Origin of the sequence: Streptomyces sp. ST2-7A (assembly GCF_021390475.1) — a bacterium.
Lineage (GTDB): Bacteria > Actinomycetota > Actinomycetes > Streptomycetales > Streptomycetaceae > Streptomyces.
In genome coordinates, this window is record NZ_JAJUWS010000023.1 from 73,504 (window position 1) to 99,050 (window position 25,547).

The window sequence follows — 25,547 nt, forward strand, 5'->3', positions numbered from 1 at the left end:
CGCCGCCCGTCGAGCCGGCGCACACAGCAGGCACACGCCGGAGCAGGTCGGTGATCCTCCGACCGCCGCGATTCGAGGTGGGGTAACCACATGCAAGCGCCATACGATCGTGACCCGGAGGCCGGGGGTCCCACCCCGGCGGGCACGGCGGGCCGGGGCCGCGCGGACGGCTCGGACCCGGAGGGCCCGCACGGCCCCGGCGCGGGGGAGCGGGCCGGCACACCGGTTGGTCCATACGACCCGTACACCGAGCAGAGCTTCGGACGGGTGCCCCGGGCCGATCGTGACCCCTTGGCGCAGGACCCGGTGGACGACACCCTGTACGACCGTGCCGCGCACCCCCCGCCCTCCCCCGGCAGCGCTCCCGACCCCCGGGCGTGGACACCGCCTCCCGCACCGGAGCCGGGCGGCGCCCCCCGGTCCGGTCCGTACGGGAGCCGCCCCGCCGCCGATGGGTACCCCGGCACCCCCGGCCCCCCGGTCGCGGCACAGACGTACGGCGGACCGGACGCCGACCACGGCACCGGTGGGAGCCGCCCGCATCCCGTCGGCCCGCCGCCGCGCCCGTACCCCCCGATGGGCACCCTCCCACCCGGCGGCCCCGCCGGGCCCCGGGCGCACGCCGGGCCCCCGCCACCTCCCCACCGCACCGACCACCCGGGACACCCCGGATACCCCGGACCGGGCGAGCCCGCCGACCCCCGGCAGCCGAACGGGGCGGAGGAGGAGCCGGGCCGCGACGCCTTCGCCCATCTCTACCGCGACCAGCGGGAGGTCGGCCCCACCGCGCCCGCCGGACCCGGCGGGGCCGCCGCGCCCGGTGCCGTCCCGCCCGTCGCCGCCGCGACGACCGGCGGACCCGCCGAACCGCCGTCGATCCCGGAGCCGGTCGCCGAGCCCCGCAAGCCCGGTCGCGGCAGCAGCCTGCTGAAGTCCAGCGCCGTCATGGCGGCGGGCACCCTGGTCTCCCGGATCACCGGCTTCGTCCGCCAGTTGATCATCGTCGCCGCACTGGGCGCCGCCGTCCTCGGCGACACCTACGCCATCGCCTGGGCCCTGCCCTCGATGATCTACATCCTCACCATCGGCGGCGGCCTGAACTCCGTCTTCGTGCCCCAGCTGGTGCGCTCGATGAAGAACGACGAGGACGGCGGCGAGGCCTACGCCAACCGCCTGCTCACCCTCGTCATGGTGGTGCTGGCGGCACTGGTGCTGATCGCCGTGCTCATCGCGCCGCTGCTGATCCGGATGATGTCGGCGAAGATCGCCTCCGACCCCGCCGCCAACGAGGTGGCCGTCACCTTCGCCCGCTACTGCCTGCCCACCATCTTCTTCATGGGTGTGCACGTGGTGATGGGTCAGATCCTCAACGCCCGTGACCGGTTCGGGCCGATGATGTGGACCCCGGTCCTCAACAACATCGTCGTCATCGCGACCTTCGGTCTCTTCCTCTGGGTCCACGGCACCCAGCGCGCCTCCGGCGTGGCGGTGGACACCATCACCCCCGAGGGCATCCGCCTGCTGGGCATCGGCACCCTGCTCGGCCTGGTGGTCCAGTCGCTGGCGATGATCCCCTACTTGCGCGCCGCCGGCTTCCGGGTCCGTCCCCGCTTCGACTGGGTCGGCCAGGGCATGGGCAAGGCGATGCGGTTGGCCAAGTGGACGGTGCTGTTCGTCTTCGCCAACCAGATCGGCCTGGTGGTCATCTCCCAGCTCGCCACCTGGGCCGGCGACAACGCCGAACGCGCGGGTTTCCCCGGCACCGGTTTCCTCGCCTACAGCAGTGCCCTGCTGATCTGGCAGATGCCGCAGGCGATCATCACCGTCTCGGTCATGGCGGCCCTGCTGCCACGGATCTCCCGCTCCGCCGCCGACGGCGACAACGCGGCGGTGCGCGACGACCTCTCCCAGGGGCTGCGCACCTCGGCCGTGGCCATCGTGCCGATCGCCTTCGCCTTCGTGGCGTTGGGCGTCCCGATGTGCACCCTGCTGTTCGGCAGCGCGGGGGACACCGCCGCCCGGTCCTTCGGCCACATCCTCATGGCCTTCGGCATCGGGTTGATCCCGTTCTCCGCCCAGTACGTCGTGCTGCGCGCCTTCTACGCCTACGAGGACACCCGGACGCCCTTCTACAACACGGTCATCGTCTCACTCAACTGGATCGCGCTCTCCGTCCTCTCCTTCGTGCTGCTGCCGGACCGCTGGGTGGTGGCGGGCATCGCCTTCTCCTACGGCGTGGCCTACACCGTCGGGGTCGGGATCGCCTGGCGGCGGCTGCGCTCCCGCATGGGAACCGACCTCGACGGGGCCCGGGTGGTGCGGACCTACATCCGGCTCTGCGGCGCGGCGATCCCCGCCGCGGTGCCGGCCGGCGTGGCGGCATGGGCGATCATGGAAGCGCTGGGCAGTGGAGTGGTGGGGTCGCTGCTCGCCCTCGCGGGCGGGGGTGTGATCCTTGCGGTGGTCTTCGTCCTCGCCGCGCGCCGGATGCGGATCGAGGAGCTGACCACCCTGATCGGTATGGTGCGATCGCGACTGGGTCGCTGACCTGCACACATCATCGGGGTGCCCCCCGGTCGTCCACGCCTGTCGTGCGGCGGCGCCGAGGGGCGGCACAATTGGACCTGGCCGGGCTCATCGGACGGCAGTCGAGATCGGGGAGGCGGACTCACGGTGGCGAAACGATTGACGACACCGAGCGCCGTCTCCCCGGTGTCCTCCACCTCGCCGGGATCGACCGGGCCCGTCATGTCCTCCGCCCCCGCCGCGCCGTTTCCCCCGGGGTCGTCGAACGGGCCGGGCGGCCCCGGTGTTTCCCGGCCGCCGGCGTCGGGAGCGGGCCCCGCCGGCGGCGACGGAGTCCCCGGGGACTCCCCGGAGACCCAGCGCCTCCCGTCCACCACCCCCTCCGGCGAAGGTGCCCCGGCGCCGGCTCCGGGCGCCCCCTCCGCGGCCGACGCGGGCCCCGGTTCCCCCGTCGTGAAGACGGCCGGCGAGCCGGCCGCCGGTTCCACCGACTCCGGTGGAGCGGCGGGCCCCGGCGGCCGGGGTACGGCCCGGAGCCGGGGGCCGCACGGCACCCGCCAGCACGAACTGCACTCCGGCCACCGCCTGGTGCGGCGCTACCGCCTCGAGGAGTGCATCACCCGGCTCGAGGGCTTCAGCAGTTGGCGCGCGGTGGACGAGAAGCTCCGTCGTGCCGTGGGGGTTCACGTGCTGCCGGCCCGCCACCCCCGGGCCAAGGCGGTGCTCGCCGCGGCCCGGTCGGCCGCGCTGATGGCCGACCCCCGCTTCGTGCAGGTGCTGGACGCCGACGAGCACGACGGGCTGGTCCAGGTCATCCACGAGTGGCTGCCCGACGCCGTACCGGTGAGCAGCCTCCTGCAGGCCGGCCCGATGGACGCCCACGCGGCACGCGGCATGGTGGGCGAGGTCGCCGAGGCCATGGCCGCCTCCCACGCGGCGGGCCTGGCGCACCTGCGGCTGACGCCGGCCACCGTACTGCGCGCGGGCGGCGGACAGTTCCGGATCCGGGGGTTGGCCGTGGACGCCGCTCTGCGCGGCATCGCCTCCGCCCATCCGGCCCGTACCGACGCCGAGTCGATCGGCGCCCTCCTGTACGCCGCCCTGACCGCCCGTTGGCCCTACCACGAAGGCGCCTACGGGCTGCTGGGCGTGGCCGGTCTGGGCCGGGGCTCCCGCGACCCGCTCGCCACCCCGGAACAGGTCCGCGCGGGTGTCCACCGGGGGCTCTCCGACCTCGCCATGCGGGCCCTGGTCAACGACGGGGCCACCGCCGCGAGCGAACAGCGTCCGTGCACCACTCCGGAGGAGGTGGTGCTGGCCCTGGCGGCGATGCCACCCATCCCGGCGCCGGAACCCGAGGTCGTGTTGCTCCCGGACTTCTCCGTCCCCGCCCGCTCCGCCCGTGGGTCCGTCCTGGCCGGGGAACGCGCCGTGGCCGCACACGACATGGTGCCGCCCGCCCTGCCCGGCCGCACCGGCAAGGTACTCAAGTGGGGTGTCGCCGCACTCGTCATCGCCGCTCTGGGGCTGGGCAGTTGGCAGATCGCCGATGCCCTGCTGGAAGGTGACCCGCCGGTGGAGTCCGCCGCCCCGCAGCGCCCCGCGTCGGGCGACACCGACGAGGAGGAACCCCCCGCCGGGGAGGATACGGAGCCGGGGCCGGTGGAGATCGCCGGGGTCATCGACTTCGATCCCTTCGGCTCCGGTGGATCGCAGAACGCCTCCGCCGCGCCGCTGGCCGTCGACGGTGACCCGGAGACCTTCTGGCACACCCGCAACTACTTCGGTCCGGGCTTCGGCAACCTCAAGCCGGGCCTGGGCCTGGTCCTGGACCTCGGGGAGACCCGCTCGGTGCGTTCGGTGGAGGTGGCGGCGCTCGGCGACCACGACATCGAGCTGCGGGTCGCCCCCGCGGAAACGGAGACGATGCCGGGCTCGCACAACGACTACGAGGCGGTCGCCGCCGGCTCGGGGTCCTCGCTGAGCCTGACGCCGGACGAACCGGTGGAGACCCGTTACGTGCTGATCTGGCTCACCGAACTCCCCGTGGGGAACGACGGCAACTACCGTGGGCGCATCACGAACATCAGCGTGACCGGCTGAGCACGTGCCCCCGGCACGTTCGACGTCGACTCACCGACCGAGCTCGACCAAGGGGGCCCGGGTGGAACCGGACGAGGATCTCCTGGCGCGTCATGTCGCCGGGGACCCGGACGCCTTCGCGGAGTTGGTCCGCCGGCACCGCGACCGGCTGTGGGCCGTGGCCCTGCGCACCCTCGGCGACCGCGAGGAGGCGGCCGACGCCCTGCAGGACGCGTTCGTCTCGGCGCACCGGGCGGCCCCGTCCTTCCAGGGCAGGTCCGCCGTCACCACCTGGCTGCACCGCATCGTGGTCAACGCCTGCCTGGACCGCCTGCGGCGGGCACGCTCGCGTCGCACCTCCCCGCTCCCGGAACCGGAACGGCTGGAGACCCTGCTGGAGCCGCAGGAGCCCGCCTCCATCCCGGCCGAGCGGGGTGAGGTCCGGCGGGAACTGGCCCGGGCCCTGGCCCGGCTCCCCGAGGAGCAGCGCGCGGCCCTGGTCCTGGTCGATCTCCAGGGGTATCCGGTGGCGGAGGCCGCCGAACTCCTCGGCGCGCCGGTGGGCACGGTGAAGAGCCGGTGCGCCCGTGGACGCGCCCGCCTACTGCCCCTGTTGCGTCACCTGCGCGAGGACCCGCCGCCCGATCGCGGGGCGTCGACCGCGGGTGATGGGGATCACCCGCGGGGAAGCGCCTCTTCCGGTTCCTCACCGGCGCCGGTGAGGAACCGGACAAGCGGCTCATCCGTCCCATCGACGAGGCACGGCGACAGCAGCGATGTGGTGAGGGGTGGAGGTGGACATCCGTGAGTGAGCGGCACCCGGACGATATGCGGCTCGCGGAGTGGGCGGAAGGACTGCTGCCCCCCGACCAGACCGCTTCCGTCCGCGCCCACCTGGGGGAGTGCGCGCGGTGTCGGACCGTCGAGGAGGACCTGGTCCTGCTGCGCGAGGAGTTGGCCCACCTCAACGACGACCTGCGGATGCCCGGGGATGTCGCCGCCAGACTGGATCTGGCCCTGTCCGCGCTACCGCTCATCGCGACGGTCTCCGGACCGGGGATGGCGGAGCCCGACGGCGCGGACGGGGACGCCCCGGGCCCGCGTGGCGTCACCCGCCCCGAATGGCTCGCGGGTGGGGGGAAGATCCCGGGTGCCGGAGAGCCCACTCCCGGCGAGCCCGACTCGAACGGGGCCGGATCGGGAGAGCCGGAGACCGCCCCCGTTTCACGTGAAACATCGCGGGCCCCAGGAGACCCGTCCCCCACCCCTTCGCCGGATTCCCCCGACGCCGTTTCCGTCCGACTCGACGGGGAAGGCCCCGGGGCCCCGGTGTCGATCGGGGCTCCTGATCCCTCCGGGCACCGCGGTGTCCGGAGGCGACGTCCGGCTCTCGTACTCGCCGCCTCGGCGGCGATCCTGACTCTGGGCGCCGGGGGTGTCCTGCTCCCCGCGCTGCTCGGGAACGACACCTCCGAACTCGCCACCGACTCGAGTGGCGCCCCGCGGGAGGACTCCGCCGAGGCCGCGGAAGCGGAGGCCACCCCGGACGCGCGAGAGGTCGGCGACCGGGTGCGGTGGCTGTTGCTCGCCTCTCGGGAGGACACCGGACTCTTCAGTGGGAGTGCCGATGACGCGGACCCCGGAGCCGACACCGAGACGGAGGACTCCCTGCCCGAGGAGGGCGAAGCCCGGGACGGGGAGAGCGCGGAGACCGGGGGAACGGAACGGTTCGAGTCGGAGGACTTCCCACTCGACCCGATGGAGGGAGCGGAGGAGGATCTCGACACCTCCGACCTGACCGACGAGGTGCCCGGGTGCATCCGTACCGCGATCGGACGGGGGGACGACCTGTTGGTGGCGGAGGAGAACTACGACTACGGCGGTACCCGAACCTATCTGGTGGTGCTCCCGCACGGGAGGAACACACGTCTGGTGGACGCCTTCATCGTCGATGCCTCCTGTGTGACGGAGGCGACGGCGGCCGACCGGGAGGATGTCCTGTTCGAGACCAGCTTCATCCGCGAGTGACCCGAGGGAGCCGGTGCCGGGTCCGTCCCGGTGCCCCGGTGTCCGCAGGTCCCCGGACAGGGGTGCGCGAGGGGGCGCCGGGACATCGGGGCGGGTCGGCGTCCCTCCCGCGCCGGGGCATCGCGGGGCCCGGAAGAGCGAGAGGCTTCACACAACCCTTTCGGGTGCCGGGAGGCTTCACGGGAATGTCCGAGGCCTAGGATCCGTTGGGGCATGGTGAGGCCCTCCCCGGGCTCGGTCGGTCCGGGGTGAACGGATTATCCCCGAGACAAGGAAGACACCCGTGAGCGAAGTCCGCAACGTCATCGTCATCGGTTCCGGGCCGGCCGGTTACACCGCCGCCCTGTACACCGCTCGTGCCTCGCTCAATCCCCTTGTCCTCGAGGGTTCGGTCACCGCCGGTGGCGCCCTGATGAACACCACCGAGGTCGAGAATTTCCCCGGTTTCCGGGACGGCATCATGGGCCCGGACCTCATGGACAACATGCGCGCCCAGGCCGAGCGCTTCGGCGCGGAGTTGGTCCCGGACGACGTGACTGCGGTCGACCTGAGCGGTGACATCAAGACGGTGACCGACGGGGCGGGGAACATCCACCGCGCCCGCGCGGTGATCGTCACCACCGGCTCCCAGCACCGCAAGCTGAACCTGCCGATGGAGGACGAACTCTCCGGGCGCGGGGTCTCCTACTGCGCCACCTGTGACGGCTTCTTCTTCCGGGAGCAGGACATCGTGGTGGTCGGGGGCGGCGACACCGCCATGGAGGAGGCCACCTTCCTCTCCCGCTTCGCCCGGAGCGTCACCATCGTCCACCGGCGTGACACCCTGCGTGCCTCCGCCGCGATGCAGGAGCGCGCCTTCGCCGACCCGAAGATCACCTTCCGCTGGAACAGCGAGGTGACGGAACTGCACGACGAGGGCGGCAAGCTCACGGGGCTGACCCTGCGCGACACCGTCACCGGGGAGAGCTCCCCCCTCGCGGCCACCGGCCTGTTCGTCGCGATCGGTCATGACCCGCGGGTCGAGCTCTTCAAGGGTCAGCTCGACCTCGACTCGGAGGGCTACCTCGAGGTGGCCGCCCCCTCCACCCGTACCAATGTTCCCGGCGTCTTCGCGGCGGGCGACGTGGTCGACCACACCTACCGCCAGGCGATCACCGCCGCGGGCACCGGTTGTTCCGCGGCTCTGGACGCCGAGCGCTACCTGGCCGCCCTCGAGGACATCGAGGACGACCGCGAGCCGGCTCTGCCCTGACGTTCCTCCGGAGATGGCCCCGGGCCACCTCCGGTACCGAGCCCGCCGGGCTCGTTCCCCACGAGCCGTGCGCGTCATTTCCCTGACACACCTTCAACCCCGAGGAGAAAACCATGGCCGGTGCGACCGTCACCGTCACCGACGACAATTTCGAGGCGATCGTCCTGAAGAGCGACAAGCCGGTGCTGGTCGATTTCTGGGCCGAGTGGTGCGGTCCCTGCCGCCAGGTGGCCCCCTCGCTGGAGGCCATCGCCTCCGAGCACTCCGAGAAGCTGGTCATCGCGAAGCTCAACATCGACCAGAACCCGAACATCACCACCAAGTACGGCGTGATGTCCATCCCGACGATGAACGTCTACCAGGGCGGCGAGGTGGTGAAGACCATCGTGGGCGCCAAGCCGAAGGCCGCCCTCGAGCGGGATCTCGCCGAGTTCCTGGCCTGACCTCGACGGGGTGGGGGAGTCCGTCGTTCGTCACCCCACCCCTTGGTCCCACCTCACGAGCGCGGTGGGGGATTCCGGTGCCTCCGGCCCGGGGTCGCTGTTTCACGTGAAACAGCGACGCGGCCACCGGAGTCGGAATCCCCCACCGCGCTCGCCGCGTTCCCCGTGGAACCGTCGGGACGTCGGAACCTCTGAAGGTCGGGGCACGGATCGACCCCGGGACCCGAACCGACCCGCCCGGGAGAACCGGCCACCGGGCCTCGTCCCCGGGCCCCACCCGCGGCCACTCGCCACCGGACCATCCCGGCACGGCCTCGGGGAACGCTTCCTCATCCGGGACGAACCCGCGGGGAGCCTCCCGACGCCGGTGTCCTGCGCGGAGGAGCGCTCACCCTCCCCCGGCCCCTCCTTTCCGCACCCCCGGCCTCCGGGTACCGCCCTCCCATCGGCTCCTCCCCGTGGCCCTCGTGTGCCTCCGGGGCCCCTGGTTCCGGGGCCCCGGAGGGGAACACTCAGGCCGGGGAGGGGTGCACGGCGCCACCGGCGGGCAGGCGGGCGCCGCCCAGAAGCCGATCGATGACGGCCCCCATATCCGCGACACGGTCGGCGAGGGAGCGCAGATCCATGCGCAGACGGGGATACACCGGGTGCTCGCGCACCACCCGGAAGCCCACTGCCTCCAGGTGTCCGACGGGCAGGACGCATCCGCCCGCCGCGGCGGGCGAGGCCCCGAACGCTTCCAGGGCGCGGAAGCCACGCCCGAGGACATCCTTGGCCGCCGCCTGGAGCAGCGCGCGGCCCAACCCCTGTCCCCGTGCCTCCGGATGGAGCCAGGAGGTCATCAACAGGATGGCGTCGGAGGAGACCGGGCCACTGGAGAACAGCCGAGCCCTCGGCACCGCCCCGGGCGGCGCGTAGCTCACGAAACCCACCGGATTCCGATCCACGTAGGCCACTCTTCCGCAGGCGCCCCACTCCAGCAGCACGGCGGAGAGCCACGCCTCCTTCTCCACGAGGGTCTGGCCCCGTCGGCGGACGACGGCCGCCTCCACCGGATCCATCTCCCAGAAAACACAGGACAGACAGCGCACCGGCAGGTCGGGCACGGTCTCGAGGTTGAGCGGCACAAGCTGGCGCCCCATGGCTCCCATGGTAGTCAGGAGGAGACGAAACGGCCCGGGGGAAGGCCTCCTCCCCGCGGGAGGAGGGGCAGGGAGGGAAGTGCTCAGGGGATGTCGGTCGGCGGCGATGTGGAAGGGGGCCGGTGGTACCGGCGTCACCGCTGTCGGACGTTCTCCCCGTCGTCCTCCGCGCCCTCGGTGGGGCCTGCGGAGAGCTGCGCCTCCAGCGTTTCGTTCTCCCCCGGGGCGAGCTGTCCGAGGATGCGCTCCAGATCCTCCAGCGAGGCGAACTCGACGACGATCTTGCCCTTCTTCTGTCCCAGGTCCACCTTCACCCGGGTCTCGAAGCGATCCGAGAGCCGGCCCGCCAGGTTCTCCAGGGCGGGGGAGATGAGACGTCCGGGACGGGGCCCGCGCGACTTGGCGGGCTTGCCGTTCTCCCGGGCCCGCAGCGTGACGATCTCCTCTATGGCCCGTACCGAGAGCCCCTCGGCGACGATCCGGTACGCCAGTCGGTCCTGCTCCTCCGCGTCATCCACGGACAGCAACGCCCGGGCGTGACCGGCCGACAGCACTCCTGCCGCGACCCGACGCTGCACGGCGGGGGAGAGCCTGAGCAACCGCAGGGTGTTGGAGACCTGGGGACGCGAACGGCCGATGCGGTCGGCGAGTTCGTCATGGGTGCATTTGAAGTCGCGCAGCAACTGGTCGTAGGCGGCCGCCTCCTCCAGCGGATTGAGCTGTGCCCGGTGCAGGTTCTCCAGCAACGCGTCGAGCAGGAGCCGGTCGTCCTCGGTGGAGCGGACGATGGCGGGGATGGCGGTCAGGCCCGCCTCCCGACAGGCGCGCAGCCGGCGCTCGCCCATGATCAGCTCGTAACGACCGGACTCCAGGCGCCGCACCACCACGGGCTGGAGAAGACCGACCTCCTTGATGGAGGTCACCAACTCGGCGAGGGCGTCCTCATCGAAGACCTCGCGCGGCTGCCGGGGATTGGGAGCGATCGTGTCGAGGGGGAGTTCGGCGAAGTGCGCGCCGTCCACGGTGCCGGCGAGAGGGTCGGCGGGAGCGCTCACCCCCGTCCCGGCGTCACGGCCGGCCGCCGCGGCGATCTCGGCCACCGTGCCCCGGACCGCGGGCGCACCGGGCACCGGAAAGGAGTCCGGGGCGGAACCCGGCTCGGGCACGCTCACCGGACGGGCGGGAATCGCGCCCCGACCCCGGGGAAGCACCGGCGGGATCGCCCCCGGGGAAACGGCGGCGCCGGTCCGTGCCTCCACCGTGCCGACCGTGTTCACCGCCTCCGTCGCCTCGTCCCGCGGCGGGGCGACCGGCGGTCGGTCCTCGCTCACCGGCGCGGCGGGGATCAGTGCCCCCAGACCTCGACCGAGTCCTCTGCGTCGTTCACTCACTGGGGGCCCTCCACCGTGGCGTGTGTGTTCCGCTGTGCGCCACTGCCGCGCAGCGCGATCTCCCGAGCGGCTTCCAGGTAGGACAGCGCCCCGCTGGAACTCGGGTCGTATGTGAGGACGGTCTGTCCGTAGCTGGGCGCCTCGGAGATGCGGACGGACCGGGGGATGTTGGTCCGCAGCACCTCCTGACCGAAGTGGCTGCGGACCTCCTCGGCGACCTGCGAGGCCAGCCGGGTGCGGCCGTCGTACATCGTCAGCAGGATGGTGGAGACGTGCAGATCGGGATTGAGGTGCCCCCGCACCAGTTCCACGTTCCGCAACAGCTGCCCCAGGCCCTCCAGAGCGTAGTACTCGCACTGAATGGGAATGACCACCTCGGCACCGGCGACCAGGGCGTTCACCGTGAGCAGTCCCAGGGACGGCGGACAGTCGATGAAGACGTAGTCCAGCGGCTGCTCGTAAGCCTCCAGAGCGCGGCTCAGCCGGCTCTCCCGGGCGACCAACGAGACGAGTTCGATCTCGGCGCCGGCCAGGTCGATGGTGGCCGGCGCGCAGAAGAGGCCCTCCACGTCGGTGACCGGCTGGACCACGTCCGAGAGCGGCTTGCCCTCGACCAGAACGTCGTAGATGGACGGCACCTCGGCGTGGTGGTCGATGCCCAGCGCGGTGGAGGCGTTGCCCTGGGGGTCGAGGTCGATCACCAGGACCCGGGCGCCGTGCAACGCGAGGGAGGCGGCGAGGTTGACCGTGGTGGTGGTCTTGCCGACGCCGCCCTTCTGGTTGGCGACGATCATGACACGGGTACGGTCCGGGCGGGGCAGGGAGCCACCGCTGCGGTGGAGGGCGGCGACCGCCTGTTGGGCGGCGCGACCGACCGGCAGGTCACCGGGGGCCGAGGGCGCGGCGCGGCCGAGGTCGACGGCGCCGCCGGGAGCGTCCCCGTTCTCACTTCGGGGACCGGGTACCGGCTCGGCCGTCGGGCCGGCGGTGTTGGCGTCGGACCGCACTGGCTCACTCTCCTCGACATGCGCAGCCTTCGTGGAGTCACAGACTGCCATGTCTCCGGGGTGGTGAACCAGCGAGCCCCGCCTTTCGCGGGTGGAAGCCGTGCCGGGGGAGAACCTTCTCGCCCGTTCCAGGGATCGGGTAAGGGGGAGCGGGAGAGCGAGGGAGCCGGGTTCGTACCCCTCCGAGGGGGCCGGCCCGGCGGGGTTCCCCGGGGGAGACGTCCCCTCCGGGGAACCGGGCCCGGGCCGTGTCGAGCCGGCGGAACCGGTCGTCGGGGACACGCCCCCGGCGGAACCGGCATCGGGTGCCGCCGCCCCGGCCGGGGCGGACCCCGCCGAGCGGGCCGTGGACGTCGTGCCCCGGCCGGTAGCCGACTCCGGGAACACCCCCTCGGGCGACGCGGCGCCGAGGTTCTCCGCACCGGAGCCGGCTGCGCCTGAGAGGTCGCTCGCCGACCCACCGGCTCCACGCGTCGCGGCTCCGGGGGGAACCGTCGGCCGGGACCCTCCCACGGCGGAGCCGACCCCCCGGGAGCCGGTGTCCTCCGGCACGGCTCCGGGAATCGTCGCCCCGTGTCCCGCGGGACGGGGGACATCGGATCGCGGGGGCGCCGAGTCATCGGGGATCGACACCGCCCGGCGTTTTCCACCGGCCGCCCCGCTCCGTCCCCTGCCGGGGCCGGGGGACGCGGTATCGGCTTCGGGGGCACCGGTGGTGACGGGTCGCGCGGGTGACACCGGTCCGGCGGTACGTTCCCCGGGGGAAACGGGGGAGCCCGGGGGTTCGTTCGGTCCGTTCCGTGCGAAGCGGGGCGTCGGGGCGGGGAGGGCGGCCTTCCGCTCGGCATCCCGTTCCGCCGTTCCCCGGTCCGGCTCCGGAACGCCGGATGGGGCGGAGGGCCTCGAAGGGGACGTGCCCCCGGTGGGAGTCCCGCGATCCGGCGAACCGACGACGGAGGAAGCGGAGGGGCCCGATGACCCCGGGGCTCCGGTGAGGACTGGACAGGGGACTGCGTCGTCCGGGCCCCGGGATCCCCGTTCGGCCGAAGCCGGTGCCGGGGCGGGTGCCGGGGCCGGGCCGGAGGCCCGTGCCGGAGCCGGGTCGGCGGTACCGTCCACCACCGGAGCGGGAGGACCGGTGGGGCCGACCGGCCGGCCCGCCGCACCGGGTGGCTCAGCGGGGCGGGAAGCGACCGGCGCGGCCCGGGAACCGGGGGATCCGGCGCAGGGTGTCGGCCCGGCGGGGGGTGCGGAACGGGAATCGGGTGGCCCGGGGGCGTGCGTGGAACGAGGCGAAGGCCCGGCGGCCATCCGGCGACGGCCGATGATGCCTTGCAGCAGAGCGCGTGGTTTCACGTGAAACACGATGCGCGCCGGACGGAAACCGTCCGGCGCGACACTCCGCGTCCCGGGCCGGAGCCCCGGGATGGAGTAACGGGGCGAGGGGGCGTACGGGCCCGGACGCGAACACCCGCCCCGGGGAGTCGCGCCCCCACCCCCACGGCTCCGGGCTCCGGGCTCCGGGCTCCGGGCTCCGGGCTCCGGGCTCCGAGAGGAGTGAACCTCAGCCGCGCCGCCGACGCCCCCGCTCCAACCGGGCCGCCTTGGCCCGTTTGGTGGCGAAGCGAATCCCCCCGGGGCTCTCTCCCACCCGCACCCGCACGATGGTGGCCGGGGGATCGACCACTCCCTCACCCACCCGGAGCAGGGAGGTCTCCACGACTCCGAGTTTGCCGAGCGCCCCCCGAGCGGCCTTCAGCTCCTCCGGGGCCCCACTGCCCTTGATGGCGAGCATCTCGCCGTAGGGCCGCAACAGGGGAACCCCCCAGCTCGCCAGCCGATCCAGGGGCGCCACCGCACGGGCGGTCACCACGTGCACCGGCTTGAAGCTGCCCATGACCTCCTCCGCGCGCCCCCGGAGCACGGTGACGTGCCGCAGGTCGAGCAACTCCACGACCTCCTGGAGGAAGTTGGTGCGCCGCAGCAACGGCTCCAGGAGGGTGATCTCCAAGTCGGGTCGGGCCAGGGCCAGGGGGATGCCGGGAAGACCCGCACCGGAGCCGACGTCGCAGACCGACACCCGCTCCGGCACGGCCTCCGCGAGCACCGCGCAGTTCAGCAGGTGGCGTTCCCAGAGGCGGGGCACCTCCCGGGGACCGATGAGTCCCCGTGCTACGGCGACTTCGGCGAGGATTTCCGCGTAGCGCACCGCGTCGGGGAGCCGGTCACCGAAGACCCGCTCCGCCGCCGGCGGGGGGTCCCCCGGGACCGGCGCGACCTCGTCGGCCTCCGGGGAGTCCTCCGGCTCCCCGGGACCATCGGCTCGCGCGGCGCCGCTCACGGAAGGACGACCACGCGGCGCTGCGGCTCCTCGCCCTCGGACTCGCTGCGCAGTCCGGCGTCGGCCACGGCGTCATGCACGACCTTGCGCTCGAACGGGGTCATCGGTTCCAGCCGCTTGGACTCACCGGTCTCGCGGACCTCGGCCACCGCCTCGCGAGCCAGGTCGGTGAGCCGTTCCCGCTTGCGGGCCCGGAAGCCGGCGATGTCCAGCATCAGGCGACTGCGCTCACCCGTCTCGCGGAGCACGGCCAGTCGGGTCAGTTCCTGGATGGCCTCCAGTACCTCGCCGTCCCGGCCCACGAGCCGCTGGAGGTCGCGGGAGTCGCCCTCGGCGACCACCGACACGGAGGCCCGATCGGCTTCGACGTCCATGTCGATGTCGCCGTCGAGGTCGGCGATGTCGAGCAGACCCTCCAGGTAGTCGGCCGCGATCTCGCCCTCCTGCTCCAGCCGGGAGAGAGTGTCGGTGGCCGGGGCGGCGGCGGTGGTGTCCGTCACGACGGGACTCCTTCTTCTTACTTCTTGGTCTTGGCGGAGGGCTTGCGCTTGGGCTGCTGCTTGGGACCGTGGGCCCCGGTACCGGCGGGCTTGCGCCCGGCGACGGTGTCGGTGCCGTTCACCTCCGCGGCGCCCCCGGCATCGCCCGCGGCGCCGGCATCGCCCTGGCCGGCGGCGGTCGCGACCGGGTCGGCGGTGGGGTCGGCGGCCGCGGCGGGCACCGAACCGTTGGCACCGGGGCGGGTGGTGCCCGCCTGACGCTTCGCCTTGGTCTGCCGCTTGGGCTGGCGGCGGGTGGCGCGGGCCTGTTCGACGGTCTTCTTCGCCTCGACCTCCGCCGGGTCCTCCTTCAGCTTGCCCTTCTTGCGCAGCCGCTCCTGGCGCTGCTGGTAGGCGATGCTGCCCGGCGTGGGGTTGCGGTTGATCACGTACATCTGCTGGCCGAGCGTCCACACGTTGGTGGTGAGCCAGTAGATCAGGACGCCGACGGGGAAGTTGATACCGAAGACGGCGAACATGATCGGGAAGATGTACATCAGCATCTTCTGCTGGTTCATGAACGGCGTCTTGACCGTGAGGTCGACGTTCTTCGTCATCAACTGGCGCTGCGTGTAGAACTGCGACAGCGACATCAGGACGATCATGATGACGGTGACGACGCGCACGTCGACGAGGGAGGCGCCGAACTCGGCGAGGCGGTCCGCGCCATCCATGAACTTGGCCGCGATCGGGGCCCCGAAGATGGTGGCCTCACGGGCGCTCTCGACCTGGTCGGCGGTGAGGATGCCGAGCCGCTGGTTGTTCGCGATGTGGTTCAGCACCTGGAAGAGGGCCAGGAAGAACGGGGACTGCGCGAGGATCGGGAGACAGCTGGCGAGCGGGTTGGTACCCGTCTCCTTGTACAGCTTCATCATCTCTTCCGACTGGCGCTGCCGGTCGTTCTTGTACCGCTCCTGGATCTTCTTCATCCGCGGCTGGATGGCCTGCATGTTCCGCGTGGCCTTGATCTGCTTGAAGAACAGCGGGATCAGCAGGATTCGGATCACGACCACGAGGGAGACGATCGACAGCCCCCACGCCCAGCCGCTGTCGGGATCGAAGACCTGGCTGTAGGCGTTGTGGAAGAAGATGATCACATGGGTGACCAACCAGTACAGGGGACTGAGGATCGAGTTGATCGTGTCCACGGATCAGGCTCCTAGGGCATTCGTGTGGGCCCGGTGCCGCCGGCGGTTCCGCAAACGCTCATGCCAGACGGGGTGCTTCCGGGGAGGGACGTGGTCGACCCCTCCGGGAGACCACGGGTTGCAACGGAGCACGCGCCAGGCCGTCAGGGTCGTTCCCTTGATGGCGCCGTGCCGGTCGATCGCGCCGTACCCGTAGTGGGAGCACGACGGGTAGTAACGACACACCGGACCGAGCAGCGGACTGATCGTCCACTGGTACAGCTTGATCAGCAGCAGCAGCGGGTACTTCATGCCCGTACCCCTCCCAGCAGCCGCTCCAGGGCGGCGTCCACCTCGCGGGCCAGCCGCGCGTACTCGGCCTCACCCGCACCGGGCAACGCCCGGACCACTACCAGGCTACCCGGGGGGAGCAGGGAGAGCCGGTCTCGTACCACGTGACGCAGACGACGCTGCACACGATGCCGGACCACGGAGTTGCCCACGGCTTTGCTCACGACGAAACCCGCACGCGGTGGAGGGGGCTCCCCCGGGGCGTGCGGGTTCGTGGTGTCGGACCGTTTGGTCAGGTGGACGACCAAGTGGGTCTTCCCGGACCTGCGACCGCGACGAACCGCGGCCGCGAAGTCCTCGCGCCGCCGCATCCGGTTCTCGGGAGGCAGCACGACGGAAACACCCGGGTCGGCCCTCAGGCCGACAGGCGGGCGCGGCCCTTGCCGCGACGGTTGGTGATGATGGCGCGGCCGGCGCGGGTCCGCATGCGCAGACGGAAACCGTGGGTCTTCGCGCGACGCCGGTTGTTCGGCTGGAAGGTGCGCTTGCTCACTCGGGGGCTCCAGTATTTTCCTCGGTGTGCTCCGGGGCGGCGTCCGTCGGAGCACTGGTGTGGCATCGATCGGCTGTCACCGTGCGCCCACGAGGAGCTCGCAGAGGCCCTGGTAAGCCGCTCGGCGGAGTTCGGCCACACCGCGCCGGGGCGGCGGAGCCGGGGTCCCCCGGGGGTCTGCCCATCGGAGGCAGGCGGCAGCAGCCGTCGACAACTCGACTGTGCAACGGTACGCGGGGGCCGGTGTTCCGGTCAAACTCCGACGAAACCCGTGCCCGTCGCCCTCGTTGTACACACCCTGTGGACAATGACTTGAAGCCCGGATGCGGTGCTGACTAACGTATCCGGACTCGACACGACCACTCCGACCACTCCGACCACGTCGGGCCATTCACCCCTTTTCACCCCTTCGCCGTCTTTTCCCGGGCTTCCCCGGACCCCCCAGTATTCCCGGCCGACCGGGCGTCACCACCCGGTGGCAGCCCATCACGGCCGGTCACCGCGACCCGAGAGAGCGATTCAGTGGCCGACCTCCCAGCAGACCTCGCGGCGGTATGGCCACGCGCGCTCGCATCGATGCTCTCCGCCGAACAAGGGCTGGAGCCGAAGGACCACCGCTGGCTGCAGGAGTGCGTACCTCTCGCCCTGGTCTCCGACACCGCCCTGCTCGGTGTCCCCAATGAGTACGCCAAAAGCGTTCTCGAGGGGCGCCTGGCCCCCCTGATCGGCTCGGCGCTCAGCAAGGAGTGCGGGCAGCCGGTCCGCCTGGCCATCACCGTGAACACGCCCCCCTCCGAGCCGGCCCGGTCCGCGGGTCGCGCGGGGGACCACCCGGGCAGCGCGTCCGACGCCGAGGAGCACCCCGACCACCGGGGCCCCGACCACCGGGATCCGGCCGGGCACCGCGACCGGGCGGACCACGACGACCGGCACGATCCCACCGGTGGACACGGCGGTCGCCCCGGCCGCGGGGAACGCCCGGGCTACGAGGGACGGCACGACGGACGGCAGGACGGCCGACACGAGAACCAACCGGACGGCCGGCACGAGGGACGGCACGACGGGTGGGCGGACGATCTCCCCACCCCGCGCCCGGCCTACCCCGACCATCCGCACGCCCCCGCTCCCCGCCCGGGCGCCTGGCCCGGGGCCAGCGAGGAGCGGGCCGGCGATCGGCGCCCCGGCGACTACGGCCGCGAGGCCCCCGGATACGGCGGCGAGTACCGCGGCGAGGGCTACCCCGACGACTACGGTCGCGACTGGTCGGGTGCACGGCCGCCGGGACCGGGCGGGCGCTCCGACCCCTACTCCGGACGTGAGGAGTACGGCGCCCCACGGGGATACGGCCGGGGCGGATACGACAGGGAGTACGAGCGTCCCTACGACCAACAGCCCCCCTACGTGCCGCGCGGCTCCCGACCGGGTGGCGGGCCCGGCGGTCCGTCCCGACCCACCGGCGCCGGGACCGGACGGCCCGGTGGCCCCTCGGGCAACGGGGGTCCACCCGAACCGACCGCCCGGCTGAACCCGAAGTACCTCTTCGACACCTTCGTCATCGGTGCCTCCAACCGCTTCGCGCACGCCGCCGCGGTCGCCGTGGCCGAAGCGCCCGCCAAGGCGTACAACCCGCTGTTCATCTACGGGGAGTCCGGCCTCGGCAAGACCCACCTGTTGCACGCCATCGGGCACTACGCGCGCAGCCTGTACCCCGGCACCCGGGTGCGCTACGTCAGCTCCGAGGAGTTCACCAACGAGTTCATCAACTCGATCCGGGACGGCAAGGCCGACGCGTTCCGCAAGCGCTACCGGGACATGGACATCCTGCTCGTCGACGACGTGCAGTTCCTGGCGAGCAAGGAGTCCACGCAGGAGGAGTTCTTCCACACCTTCAACACCCTGCACAACGCCAACAAGCAGATCGTGCTCTCCTCGGACCGGCCGCCCAAGCAACTGATGACCCTGGAGGACCGGCTGCGCAACCGCTTCGAGTGGGGGCTGATCACCGACGTCCAGCCCCCCGAACTGGAGACGCGCATCGCGATCCTGCGCAAGAAGGCGGTACAGGAGCAGTTGAACGCGCCGCCGGAGGTGCTGGAGTTCATCGCCTCCCGCATCTCGCGCAACATCCGCGAGTTGGAGGGCGCGCTGATCCGGGTGACGGCCTTCGCCAGCCTCAACCGGCAGCCGGTCGACCTGGGGTTGAGCGAGATCGTGTTGAAGGACCTGATCCCGGGCGGCGAGGACTCCGCGCCGGAGATCACGGCCGACGACATCACCGCGGCCACCGCCGCCTACTTCGGGTTGAGCGGGGAGGACCTGGCGGGCTCCTCGCGCAGCCGCATGTTGGTGACCGCCCGGCAGATCGCGATGTATCTGTGCCGCGAGTTGACCGACCTGTCACTGCCGAAGATCGGCCAGCACTTCGGTGGGCGCGACCACACCACGGTGATGCACGCGGACCGGAAGATCCGCGCGCTGATGGCCGAGCGCCGCTCGATCTACAACCAGGTCACCGAGTTGACCAACCGCATCAAGAACGGCTGACGCCCCTCCACTCCACTCCCCGTCCTCGCCGCCGGGGCGGGGAGGGCGGGTCCACCCGGCACCGGGAGCGCCGAGGGCCGCCCGGGACGACGCCGGCGCGACAGGCCGCGCTCCTCCCCTCTTCATCCGGTCATCCGGCGGACGGGCCCCACCACACCGGGGACCCCTGCGCTCGGCCGGGTACGTACCCCTCTCCGTACCCGGGTACGTACCCCTCCCCGTATACGAGGAGGGGTACGTCCGGCCCGTACCTTCCTCCGCGTGGGTCCCGTCACCATCCCGGTCCGGCCGGACCCACCTCTCATCCCGGCGGGGTGCCGGCCGGGCACCGGCCCCGGGATGGGGTGCGCGCCCATCCCCGCGCCGGTCGGCGGAGGTCGTCCGGACGACCTCCGGGAAGGCCGCCATCCCCGCGGATCGCGGCCCCCACGGGACCCCGCACCGAGCCACCGTCATCCGTGCCCCGTCGGTGGATGCCGACACCGGTGCCCGGGGACACCCACCGATGAGCGCCCGCTCCCAAAAGGGCCCGGGAAGTGACGGAGGCCCGGCGGGAACGGTCCGTGGTCCCGGTCCGCGCGACCCCCTCGCCCCGTCGTACGGGCGAGCGCCGGCATCTCCTGTGTCCAGCGGGCGATGGAGGAGACACCTTCACCCCCTCGCCCGGTTGTGCGGGCACCACCATCGCTCCGGGGCTGCTCCCGTTCCCTCTTCTTCCTCCCGCCCACCACCTCTCCCGACGCTCCGCCACCTCTCCCACACGTTCCGATTCCGGCCGCCCCTCCTCCACCTCTCCCGATCGGTGCCGTGTCCGGACCACTCACCGGCCCGACGGGCCGGTGAGTGGTCCGGCAGGTCCCACAGGTGAGCGGGCCGACCGGGCGGACCGGCGAACGGGCGGGCGCCGAGCGATCCCGCCGCTCGGACGGGCCTCGGCAGGCCGACCGACCGGCGGGAGATGCCGGCCCGCGGGAACCCGATGGGGGTGTCCCCGAGCCCATCCGAGGGATGGCACCCGGTGCCGCCAACGCTCTCCGGAACGCTTCCCGACCCCCCGCGTCAACCCGATGACACACACGACACGCCCGAAGGTGGGGTTTCCGAGCACGGGTTTGGGCGTCACACGCCGGGGGATTTTCCCTGGTGACGGCGGAGCGACCGACCCGGAGAGGCCCACGGGAAGCCGTCCGGGAGGCCTCCCGGACGGCGAAGCGGCCCCCGCGCCCCGCTCGCGACAGGGGGAAGTGTTCGATTACGGGGTCCGCCGGCCCCGATGTCCACAGTTTTCAGCGCCCGAGGCCGTCCACATCCCGGGGATGGCTCGGCTCCGCCCACAGGGCGTCCACAGCAAGGCGTTGAATCAACGGTTCACCCAGCTCACTGGCCCGGGGACATGTGGATTCAGGTTTTCCACAGGCTGTGGATCCGTCAGGGGATCAACATCGCCCGGAAGCGTCGTCCACCGGTTCCGGGCCTCGGCCCACAGGAAATCGGAGTTGTGCACAGGCTGTCCACAGCCCTGTCCACTGTTCGGCAACGCGTCGACGACTTTCACCGTCCGGAGTGAATCAGCTCACAGCGGCCGTCCACCCGGCCTGTTGAGAACCGTGGAAAACCCGGGGACGGAGCTGTCGATAACCCGGGGACTCCCGGGGACGGAGTGTGGACACAGACGGCTCATCCACAGATACCCCCTCCCCGTCCCCGGGTCCGTCCCCGGGCCCCGGGGACAAAAAATCGCTTCCGGCCTGCGAAAACGAGGTTGTCCACCGTTTCCACAGCCCCTACTACTACGACCAGAGAGATAGACCGGGAAACTCGGTTGGAAGCAGGGGCTGTGCACAACCGGACCGATCGGGGCCCGTCGCCTCCCGCCCCGGCTTGACGAGCGGCGACCCGGGATGTCGGTCCGGTGCGTCAGACTGGAGCCCTGCACCAGACCGGCCGGCAACCACAGGAGGCGGCGGAAGTGAAGATCCGGGTGGAACGCGATGTGCTCGCGGAGGCGGTGGCCTGGGCTGCCCGCAGCCTCCCGGCCCGGCCTTCGGTGCCGGTCCTGGCGGGTCTGCTGTTGAAGGCCGAGGAGGGCAGCCTGAGCCTGTCCGGCTTCGACTACGAGGTGTCCGCCCGGGTCTCGGTCGAGGCCGAGATCGAGGAGGAGGGCACCGTCCTGGTCTCCGGCCGTCTGCTGGCCGACATCTGCCGCGCCCTGCCGAACCGCCCGGTGGAGCTGTCCACCGACGGCGTGCGGGTCAGCCTGGTCTGCGGCTCGTCCCGGTTCACCCTCCACACCCTGCCGGTGGAGGAGTACCCGGCGCTGCCGCAGATGCCCGGGGCCACCGGCACCGTCCCCGCCGAGGTCTTCGCCTCCGCGGTCTCCCAGGTCGCCATCGCCGCCGGTCGCGACGACACCCTCCCGGTGCTCACCGGCGTGCGGGTGGAGATCGAGGGCGACACCGTCACCCTGGCCTCCACCGACCGCTACCGGTTCGCGGTCCGCGAGTTCCTGTGGAAGCCGGAGAACCCGGACATCTCGTCGGTCGCCCTGGTCCCGGCGAAGACCCTGCTGGACACCGCCAAGTCGCTGGCCGGCGGCGACGTGGTCTCCATCGCCCTGGCCGGTTCCGGCTCCGGCGAGGGCCTGATCGGTTTCGAGGGCGCGGGACGGCGCACCACCACCCGCCTGCTCGAGGGCGATCTGCCCAAGTACCGCACCCTCTTCCCCACCGAGTTCAACTCCGTGGCCGTGGTGGAGACGCCCCCGTTCGTGGAGGCCGTCAAGCGTGTGGCGTTGGTCGCCGAGCGCAACACCCCCGTGCGGCTGAGCTTCGAGCAGGGGGTGCTCACCCTGGAGGCCGGTTCCAGCGACGACGCCCAGGCGGTCGAGCGGCTGGACATCCAGCTGGACGGTGACGACATCTCGATCGCTTTCAACCCGGCGTTCCTGCTGGAGGGCCTGAGCGCGATCGACTCCCCGGTCGCCCAGCTCTCCTTCACGACCTCCACCAAGCCGGCGCTGCTCAGCGGTCGACCGGCCCTCGACGCCGAGGCGAATGATTCCTACAAGTACCTGATCATGCCGGTGCGGCTCAGCGGCTGATCCGCCCATCGGCCCGCCCGCGCCCGCCGTCCGGGCCGCGGCGTAGGCTCGTGGGGGCGGGGCCCGCCGGCCCGCCCGCAGCACACCCGCAGACAGCAGAAAGGCGTCCTCGATGCAGCTCGGTCTCATCGGTCTCGGCAAGATGGGCGGCAACATGCGCGAGCGGATCCGCCGCGCCGGCCACACCGTCGTCGGGTACGACCGCAATGCCGACATCGCCGATGTCCACAGTCTCAAGGAGCTGGTGGAGACCCTGGACGCCCCCCGCGTGGTGTGGGTCATGGTCCCGTCCGGTGACGCGACGCACGAGACGATCACCGCGCTCGGCGAGCTGCTGTCCCCCGGTGACATCGTGGTGGACGGCGGCAACTCCCGCTGGACCGACGACGAGCGGCACGGCGAGCAGTTGGCCGCCCGCGGCATCGGCTTCGTCGACTGCGGCGTCTCGGGTGGGGTCTGGGGCCTGGAGAACGGCTACGCCCTGATGTACGGCGGTGAGACCGAGCACGTCGAGCGGGTGCAGCCGATCTTCGACGCCCTCCGTCCGGTGGGCGACTTCGGTTCGGTGCACGCGGGGAAGGTCGGTGCCGGCCACTTCGCGAAGATGGTCCACAACGGCATCGAGTACGCGATGATGCAGGCCTTCGCCGAGGGCTGGGAGCTGCTGGAGGCCGCCGACCCGGTGACGGACGTGCGGGAGGTCTTCCGGGCCTGGCAGGAGGGCACTGTCATCCGTTCCTGGCTGCTGGACCTGGCGGTCCGCGCGCTGGACGACGACGAGCACCTGGTCGGCCTGCGCGGCTACGCGGCCGACTCCGGCGAGGGCCGGTGGACGGTCGAGGCGGCGATCGACCACGCGGTGCCGCTGCCGGCCATCACCGCCTCGCTCTTCGCCCGCTTCTCCTCCCGCCAGGTGGACTCCCCGCAGATGAAGATGATCGCCGCGCTGCGCAACCAGTTCGGTGGGCACGCGGTGGAGGCCACCGACGGCAAGGCCGGTCCGATCGAGAAGTGAGAGGCGGTGGGCCGGGGCGCGCACGGCGTCCCGGCCCACCGCGTCGGCCCGTCCACAGCGGTGGACGACGGTTGAGGAGGACGCCGGTTCGGCGTCATGGCGCGCGACCGGCGCGCGACCGTCCCCGGTGGGACGGCGGGAAAGGGCGGCGAGAGGAGGCCGGGTCACGATGCGGGTCACCCACCTGTCGCTGGCCGACTTCCGGTCCTACGTCCGGGCGGAGCTCGCCCTGGACCGCGGGGTCTCGGTGCTCATCGGCCCCAATGGCCAGGGCAAGACCAATCTCGTCGAGGCGGTCGGCTACCTGGCCACCCTGGGCAGCCACCGGGCCGCCTCCGACGCCCCGCTGGTACGGGCCGGCGCCGATCGCGCCGTGATCCGCGCGGCGGTGGTCGAGGGGGAGCGGCAGCAGACCGTCGAGCTGGAGCTCAACCCCGGCCGGGCCAACCGCGCGCGGATCAACCGCTCGGACCGGGTCCGGCCGCGCGACGCGCTGGGCATAGTCCGCACCGTGCTCTTCGCCCCCGAGGACCTGGCCCTGGTCAAGGGTGACCCGGGGGAGCGGCGGCGCTTCCTGGACGAGCTGATCACCGCCCGGGCGCCCCGGCTGGCCGGGGTCCGGGCGGACTACGAGCGGGTGCTGCGCCAGCGCAACACCCTGTTGAAGTCGGCGGCGATGGCCCGTCGGCACGGCGGTCGCCGGATGGACCTGTCCACCCTCGACGTGTGGGACGGCCACCTGGCCCGGGTCGGGGCGGAGTTGCTGGACCGCCGGCTGGCGTTGGTGGAGCTGCTGGGACCGGTCGCGGACAAGGCGTACGAGCAGGTCGCGCCGGGCGGCGGGCCGGTCTCGTTGGAGTACCGCTGCTCGGCGGAGCCGGAGGGCGGTCCGCCGCCGGTGACCGGTCCGGAGCTGGAGGCGTGGCTGTTGGCGGCGCTGTCCGAGGCCCGGCCCCGGGAGGTCGAGCGCGGTGTGACCCTGGTGGGTCCGCATCGCGACGACCTGTCGCTGCGGTTGGGGGCGCTGCCCGCGCGCGGGTACGCCAGCCACGGTGAGTCCTGGTCGCTGGCGCTGGCGCTGCGGCTGGCCTCCTACGGTGTGCTGCGGGAGGAGGGCCCGGAACCGGTGCTGGTGCTGGACGACGTCTTCGCCGAGCTGGACGCGCGCCGGCGCGAGCGGCTGGCGGAGCTGGTGCTGCCGGGGGAGCAGGTGCTGGTGACGGCGGCGGTGGCGGAGGACGTGCCGGCGGTGTTGCGCGGTGCGCGGTACACGGTCTCGGAAGGGAACGTGGAACGTGTCGAGGGATGATGTGAGCCGCTCCGGGCGGGACGCGGCGGGCGCCGGAGGGGGCCCCGCCGGCCCGGCGGAGGGGCCCGATCGGCCCGCGCCGGCCGAGCCGACCGGGGTCGACCTGGCCCGGGTGGCGCTGCGCGCGGCCCGACAGCGGGCCCGCGAGCGCGGGGTGCCGGATCGGCAGGGACGGGTCCGGCGGGCCGGGGTCCGGTCGGGGGCCCGCCCCGGCGGTCGGGATCCGCTGCTGCTGGGCGCGGCGCTGGACCGGTTGACCTCGGAGCGCGGGTGGGAGATGCCGCTGGCGGTCGGTGGTGTGTGGGGCCGCTGGCCGGACGTGGTGGGGCCGGAGATCGGTCGGCACTGTCTTCCCGAGCGGTACGACGAGGAGGAGCGGGTGTTGACGGTGCGTTGCGACTCCACCGCGTGGGCGACGCAACTCCGTCTGTTGGCACCCCAGTTGGTGGCGAAGTTGAACGCGGCGGCGGGACAGGGGTCGGTGCGGTTGCTGCGGGTGCTGGGGCCGGGGGGACCGCCTCGGGGCCGGACGGGCGCACTGCGCGCGCCGGGCAGTCGGGGGCCGGGGGACACCTACGGCTGACCCCGCGCCGGAGCGGGGCGATCCGCCGGAACACACGCCGGGGCGCCCCGGCCGACGGTTGATCCGCTCCGACGCGGGCCGCCCGTGGCGGGGTTCCCGCGTCCTGCGGACCGTTCCCGGTCGGGCGGTCCCCGCGCCTCGCCCCGCTTCCCGGTGCGGGGCTCCGGCCCGGCTCCCCGGCGTTCCCGTTCCACCGGGGGTCCCGCCCCCCCCCCCGGGCCCCCCCCCCGGCCCCCCGCCCCCCGCAAACACACCCGAAGCCCCCCCCCCCCCC

Annotated in this window: 19 protein-coding genes and 1 pseudogene; 11 read left to right on the forward strand and 9 right to left on the reverse strand. The window is 72.6% G+C overall.

What is annotated here, in order from left to right:
• Positions 1-90: 90 nt before the first annotated feature.
• From murJ to trxA, 6 genes are all read left to right on the forward strand, one after another.
• On the forward strand, positions 91-2,547 hold the full coding sequence (murJ, locus tag LZF96_RS15465; protein ID WP_374203248.1) for a murein biosynthesis integral membrane protein MurJ: 2,457 nt from the start codon (positions 91-93) through the stop codon (positions 2,545-2,547).
• Between the two features lie 432 nt (positions 2,548-2,979).
• Positions 2,980-4,629 (forward strand): protein kinase family protein, encoded by a 1,650-nt coding sequence (locus LZF96_RS15470; protein ID WP_233871969.1) that lies wholly within the window; start codon positions 2,980-2,982, stop codon positions 4,627-4,629.
• 61 nt (positions 4,630-4,690) lie between these two features.
• A complete protein-coding gene (sigM, locus tag LZF96_RS15475) occupies positions 4,691-5,416 on the forward strand; it encodes an RNA polymerase sigma factor SigM (protein WP_233871972.1) in 726 nt (241 codons plus the stop codon).
• Positions 5,413-6,636 (forward strand): anti-sigma factor, encoded by a 1,224-nt coding sequence (locus tag LZF96_RS15480; RefSeq protein ID WP_233871975.1) that lies wholly within the window; start codon positions 5,413-5,415, stop codon positions 6,634-6,636. Before sigM ends, LZF96_RS15480 begins: the two co-directional genes overlap by 4 nt.
• A 283-nt stretch (positions 6,637-6,919) precedes the next feature.
• Positions 6,920-7,888: a thioredoxin-disulfide reductase gene (trxB, locus tag LZF96_RS15485; RefSeq protein ID WP_233871978.1), complete on the forward strand. Its 969-nt coding sequence runs from the start codon at positions 6,920-6,922 to the stop codon at positions 7,886-7,888.
• Between the two features lie 113 nt (positions 7,889-8,001).
• Positions 8,002-8,331: a thioredoxin gene (gene trxA / locus LZF96_RS15490; RefSeq protein WP_233871981.1), complete on the forward strand. Its 330-nt coding sequence runs from the start codon at positions 8,002-8,004 to the stop codon at positions 8,329-8,331.
• A gap of 512 nt (positions 8,332-8,843) precedes the next feature.
• On the opposite strand, the gene LZF96_RS15495 is transcribed toward trxA, so the two are convergent.
• The 9 genes from LZF96_RS15495 to rpmH all read right to left on the reverse strand — a co-directional run bounded on the left by LZF96_RS15495 (position 8,844) and on the right by rpmH (position 16,722).
• Positions 8,844-9,473, reverse strand: coding sequence for a GNAT family N-acetyltransferase (locus LZF96_RS15495; RefSeq protein WP_233871984.1), 630 nt, complete (start codon positions 9,471-9,473; stop codon positions 8,844-8,846).
• A 134-nt stretch (positions 9,474-9,607) separates the two neighbouring features.
• On the reverse strand, positions 9,608-10,864 hold the full coding sequence (locus LZF96_RS15500; RefSeq protein ID WP_233871987.1) for a ParB/RepB/Spo0J family partition protein: 1,257 nt from the start codon (positions 10,862-10,864) through the stop codon (positions 9,608-9,610).
• Positions 10,861-11,922 (reverse strand): ParA family protein, encoded by a 1,062-nt coding sequence (locus LZF96_RS15505; protein WP_233871990.1) that lies wholly within the window; start codon positions 11,920-11,922, stop codon positions 10,861-10,863. The genes LZF96_RS15500 and LZF96_RS15505 overlap by 4 nt, the downstream gene beginning before the upstream one ends.
• Positions 11,923-13,435: 1,513 nt before the next feature.
• The gene (gene rsmG, locus LZF96_RS15510) at positions 13,436-14,212 is read right to left on the reverse strand and encodes a 16S rRNA (guanine(527)-N(7))-methyltransferase RsmG (RefSeq protein ID WP_233871993.1); all 777 of its coding nucleotides are present in this window, start codon (positions 14,210-14,212) and stop codon (positions 13,436-13,438) included.
• Positions 14,209-14,712 carry a R3H domain-containing nucleic acid-binding protein gene (locus LZF96_RS15515; protein WP_233871996.1) on the reverse strand — a complete coding sequence of 168 codons (504 nt, stop codon included), beginning with the start codon at positions 14,710-14,712 and terminating at the stop codon, positions 14,209-14,211. The genes rsmG and LZF96_RS15515 overlap by 4 nt, the downstream gene beginning before the upstream one ends.
• Positions 14,713-14,729: 17 nt before the next feature.
• Complete coding sequence (gene yidC, locus LZF96_RS15520; protein ID WP_233872026.1) at positions 14,730-15,890, reverse strand: membrane protein insertase YidC; 1,161 nt, start codon at positions 15,888-15,890, stop codon at positions 14,730-14,732.
• Positions 15,891-15,902: 12 nt separating this feature from the next.
• Complete coding sequence (gene yidD / locus LZF96_RS15525) at positions 15,903-16,190, reverse strand: membrane protein insertion efficiency factor YidD (RefSeq protein WP_374203249.1); 288 nt, start codon at positions 16,188-16,190, stop codon at positions 15,903-15,905.
• Positions 16,187-16,561, reverse strand: coding sequence for a ribonuclease P protein component (gene rnpA / locus LZF96_RS15530; RefSeq protein ID WP_233871999.1), 375 nt, complete (start codon positions 16,559-16,561; stop codon positions 16,187-16,189). The genes yidD and rnpA overlap by 4 nt, the downstream gene beginning before the upstream one ends.
• A gap of 23 nt (positions 16,562-16,584) precedes the next feature.
• Positions 16,585-16,722 (reverse strand): 50S ribosomal protein L34, encoded by a 138-nt coding sequence (rpmH, locus tag LZF96_RS15535; protein WP_233872002.1) that lies wholly within the window; start codon positions 16,720-16,722, stop codon positions 16,585-16,587.
• 522 nt (positions 16,723-17,244) lie between these two features.
• Between rpmH and dnaA the strand changes: the two genes are divergently transcribed.
• The 5 genes and pseudogenes from dnaA to LZF96_RS15560 all read left to right on the forward strand — a co-directional run bounded on the left by dnaA (position 17,245) and on the right by LZF96_RS15560 (position 25,273).
• Positions 17,245-19,266, forward strand: a complete 2,022-nt coding sequence (gene dnaA / locus LZF96_RS15540) for a chromosomal replication initiator protein DnaA (RefSeq protein WP_308294214.1) — start codon at positions 17,245-17,247, stop codon at positions 19,264-19,266.
• 1,969 nt (positions 19,267-21,235) lie between these two features.
• Positions 21,236-22,366 (forward strand): DNA polymerase III subunit beta, encoded by a 1,131-nt coding sequence (dnaN, locus tag LZF96_RS15545; protein ID WP_233872031.1) that lies wholly within the window; start codon positions 21,236-21,238, stop codon positions 22,364-22,366.
• Between the two features lie 100 nt (positions 22,367-22,466).
• Positions 22,467-23,381: pseudogene (gene gnd / locus LZF96_RS15550) on the forward strand (phosphogluconate dehydrogenase (NAD(+)-dependent, decarboxylating)); the annotation flags it as partial.
• 169 nt (positions 23,382-23,550) lie between these two features.
• Positions 23,551-24,690, forward strand: a complete 1,140-nt coding sequence (gene recF / locus LZF96_RS15555) for a DNA replication/repair protein RecF (RefSeq protein WP_233872006.1) — start codon at positions 23,551-23,553, stop codon at positions 24,688-24,690.
• Between the two features lies 1 nt (position 24,691).
• Positions 24,692-25,273 carry a DUF721 domain-containing protein gene (locus tag LZF96_RS15560; RefSeq protein WP_374203250.1) on the forward strand — a complete coding sequence of 194 codons (582 nt, stop codon included), beginning with the start codon at positions 24,692-24,694 and terminating at the stop codon, positions 25,271-25,273.
• Positions 25,274-25,547: the final 274 nt, after the last annotated feature.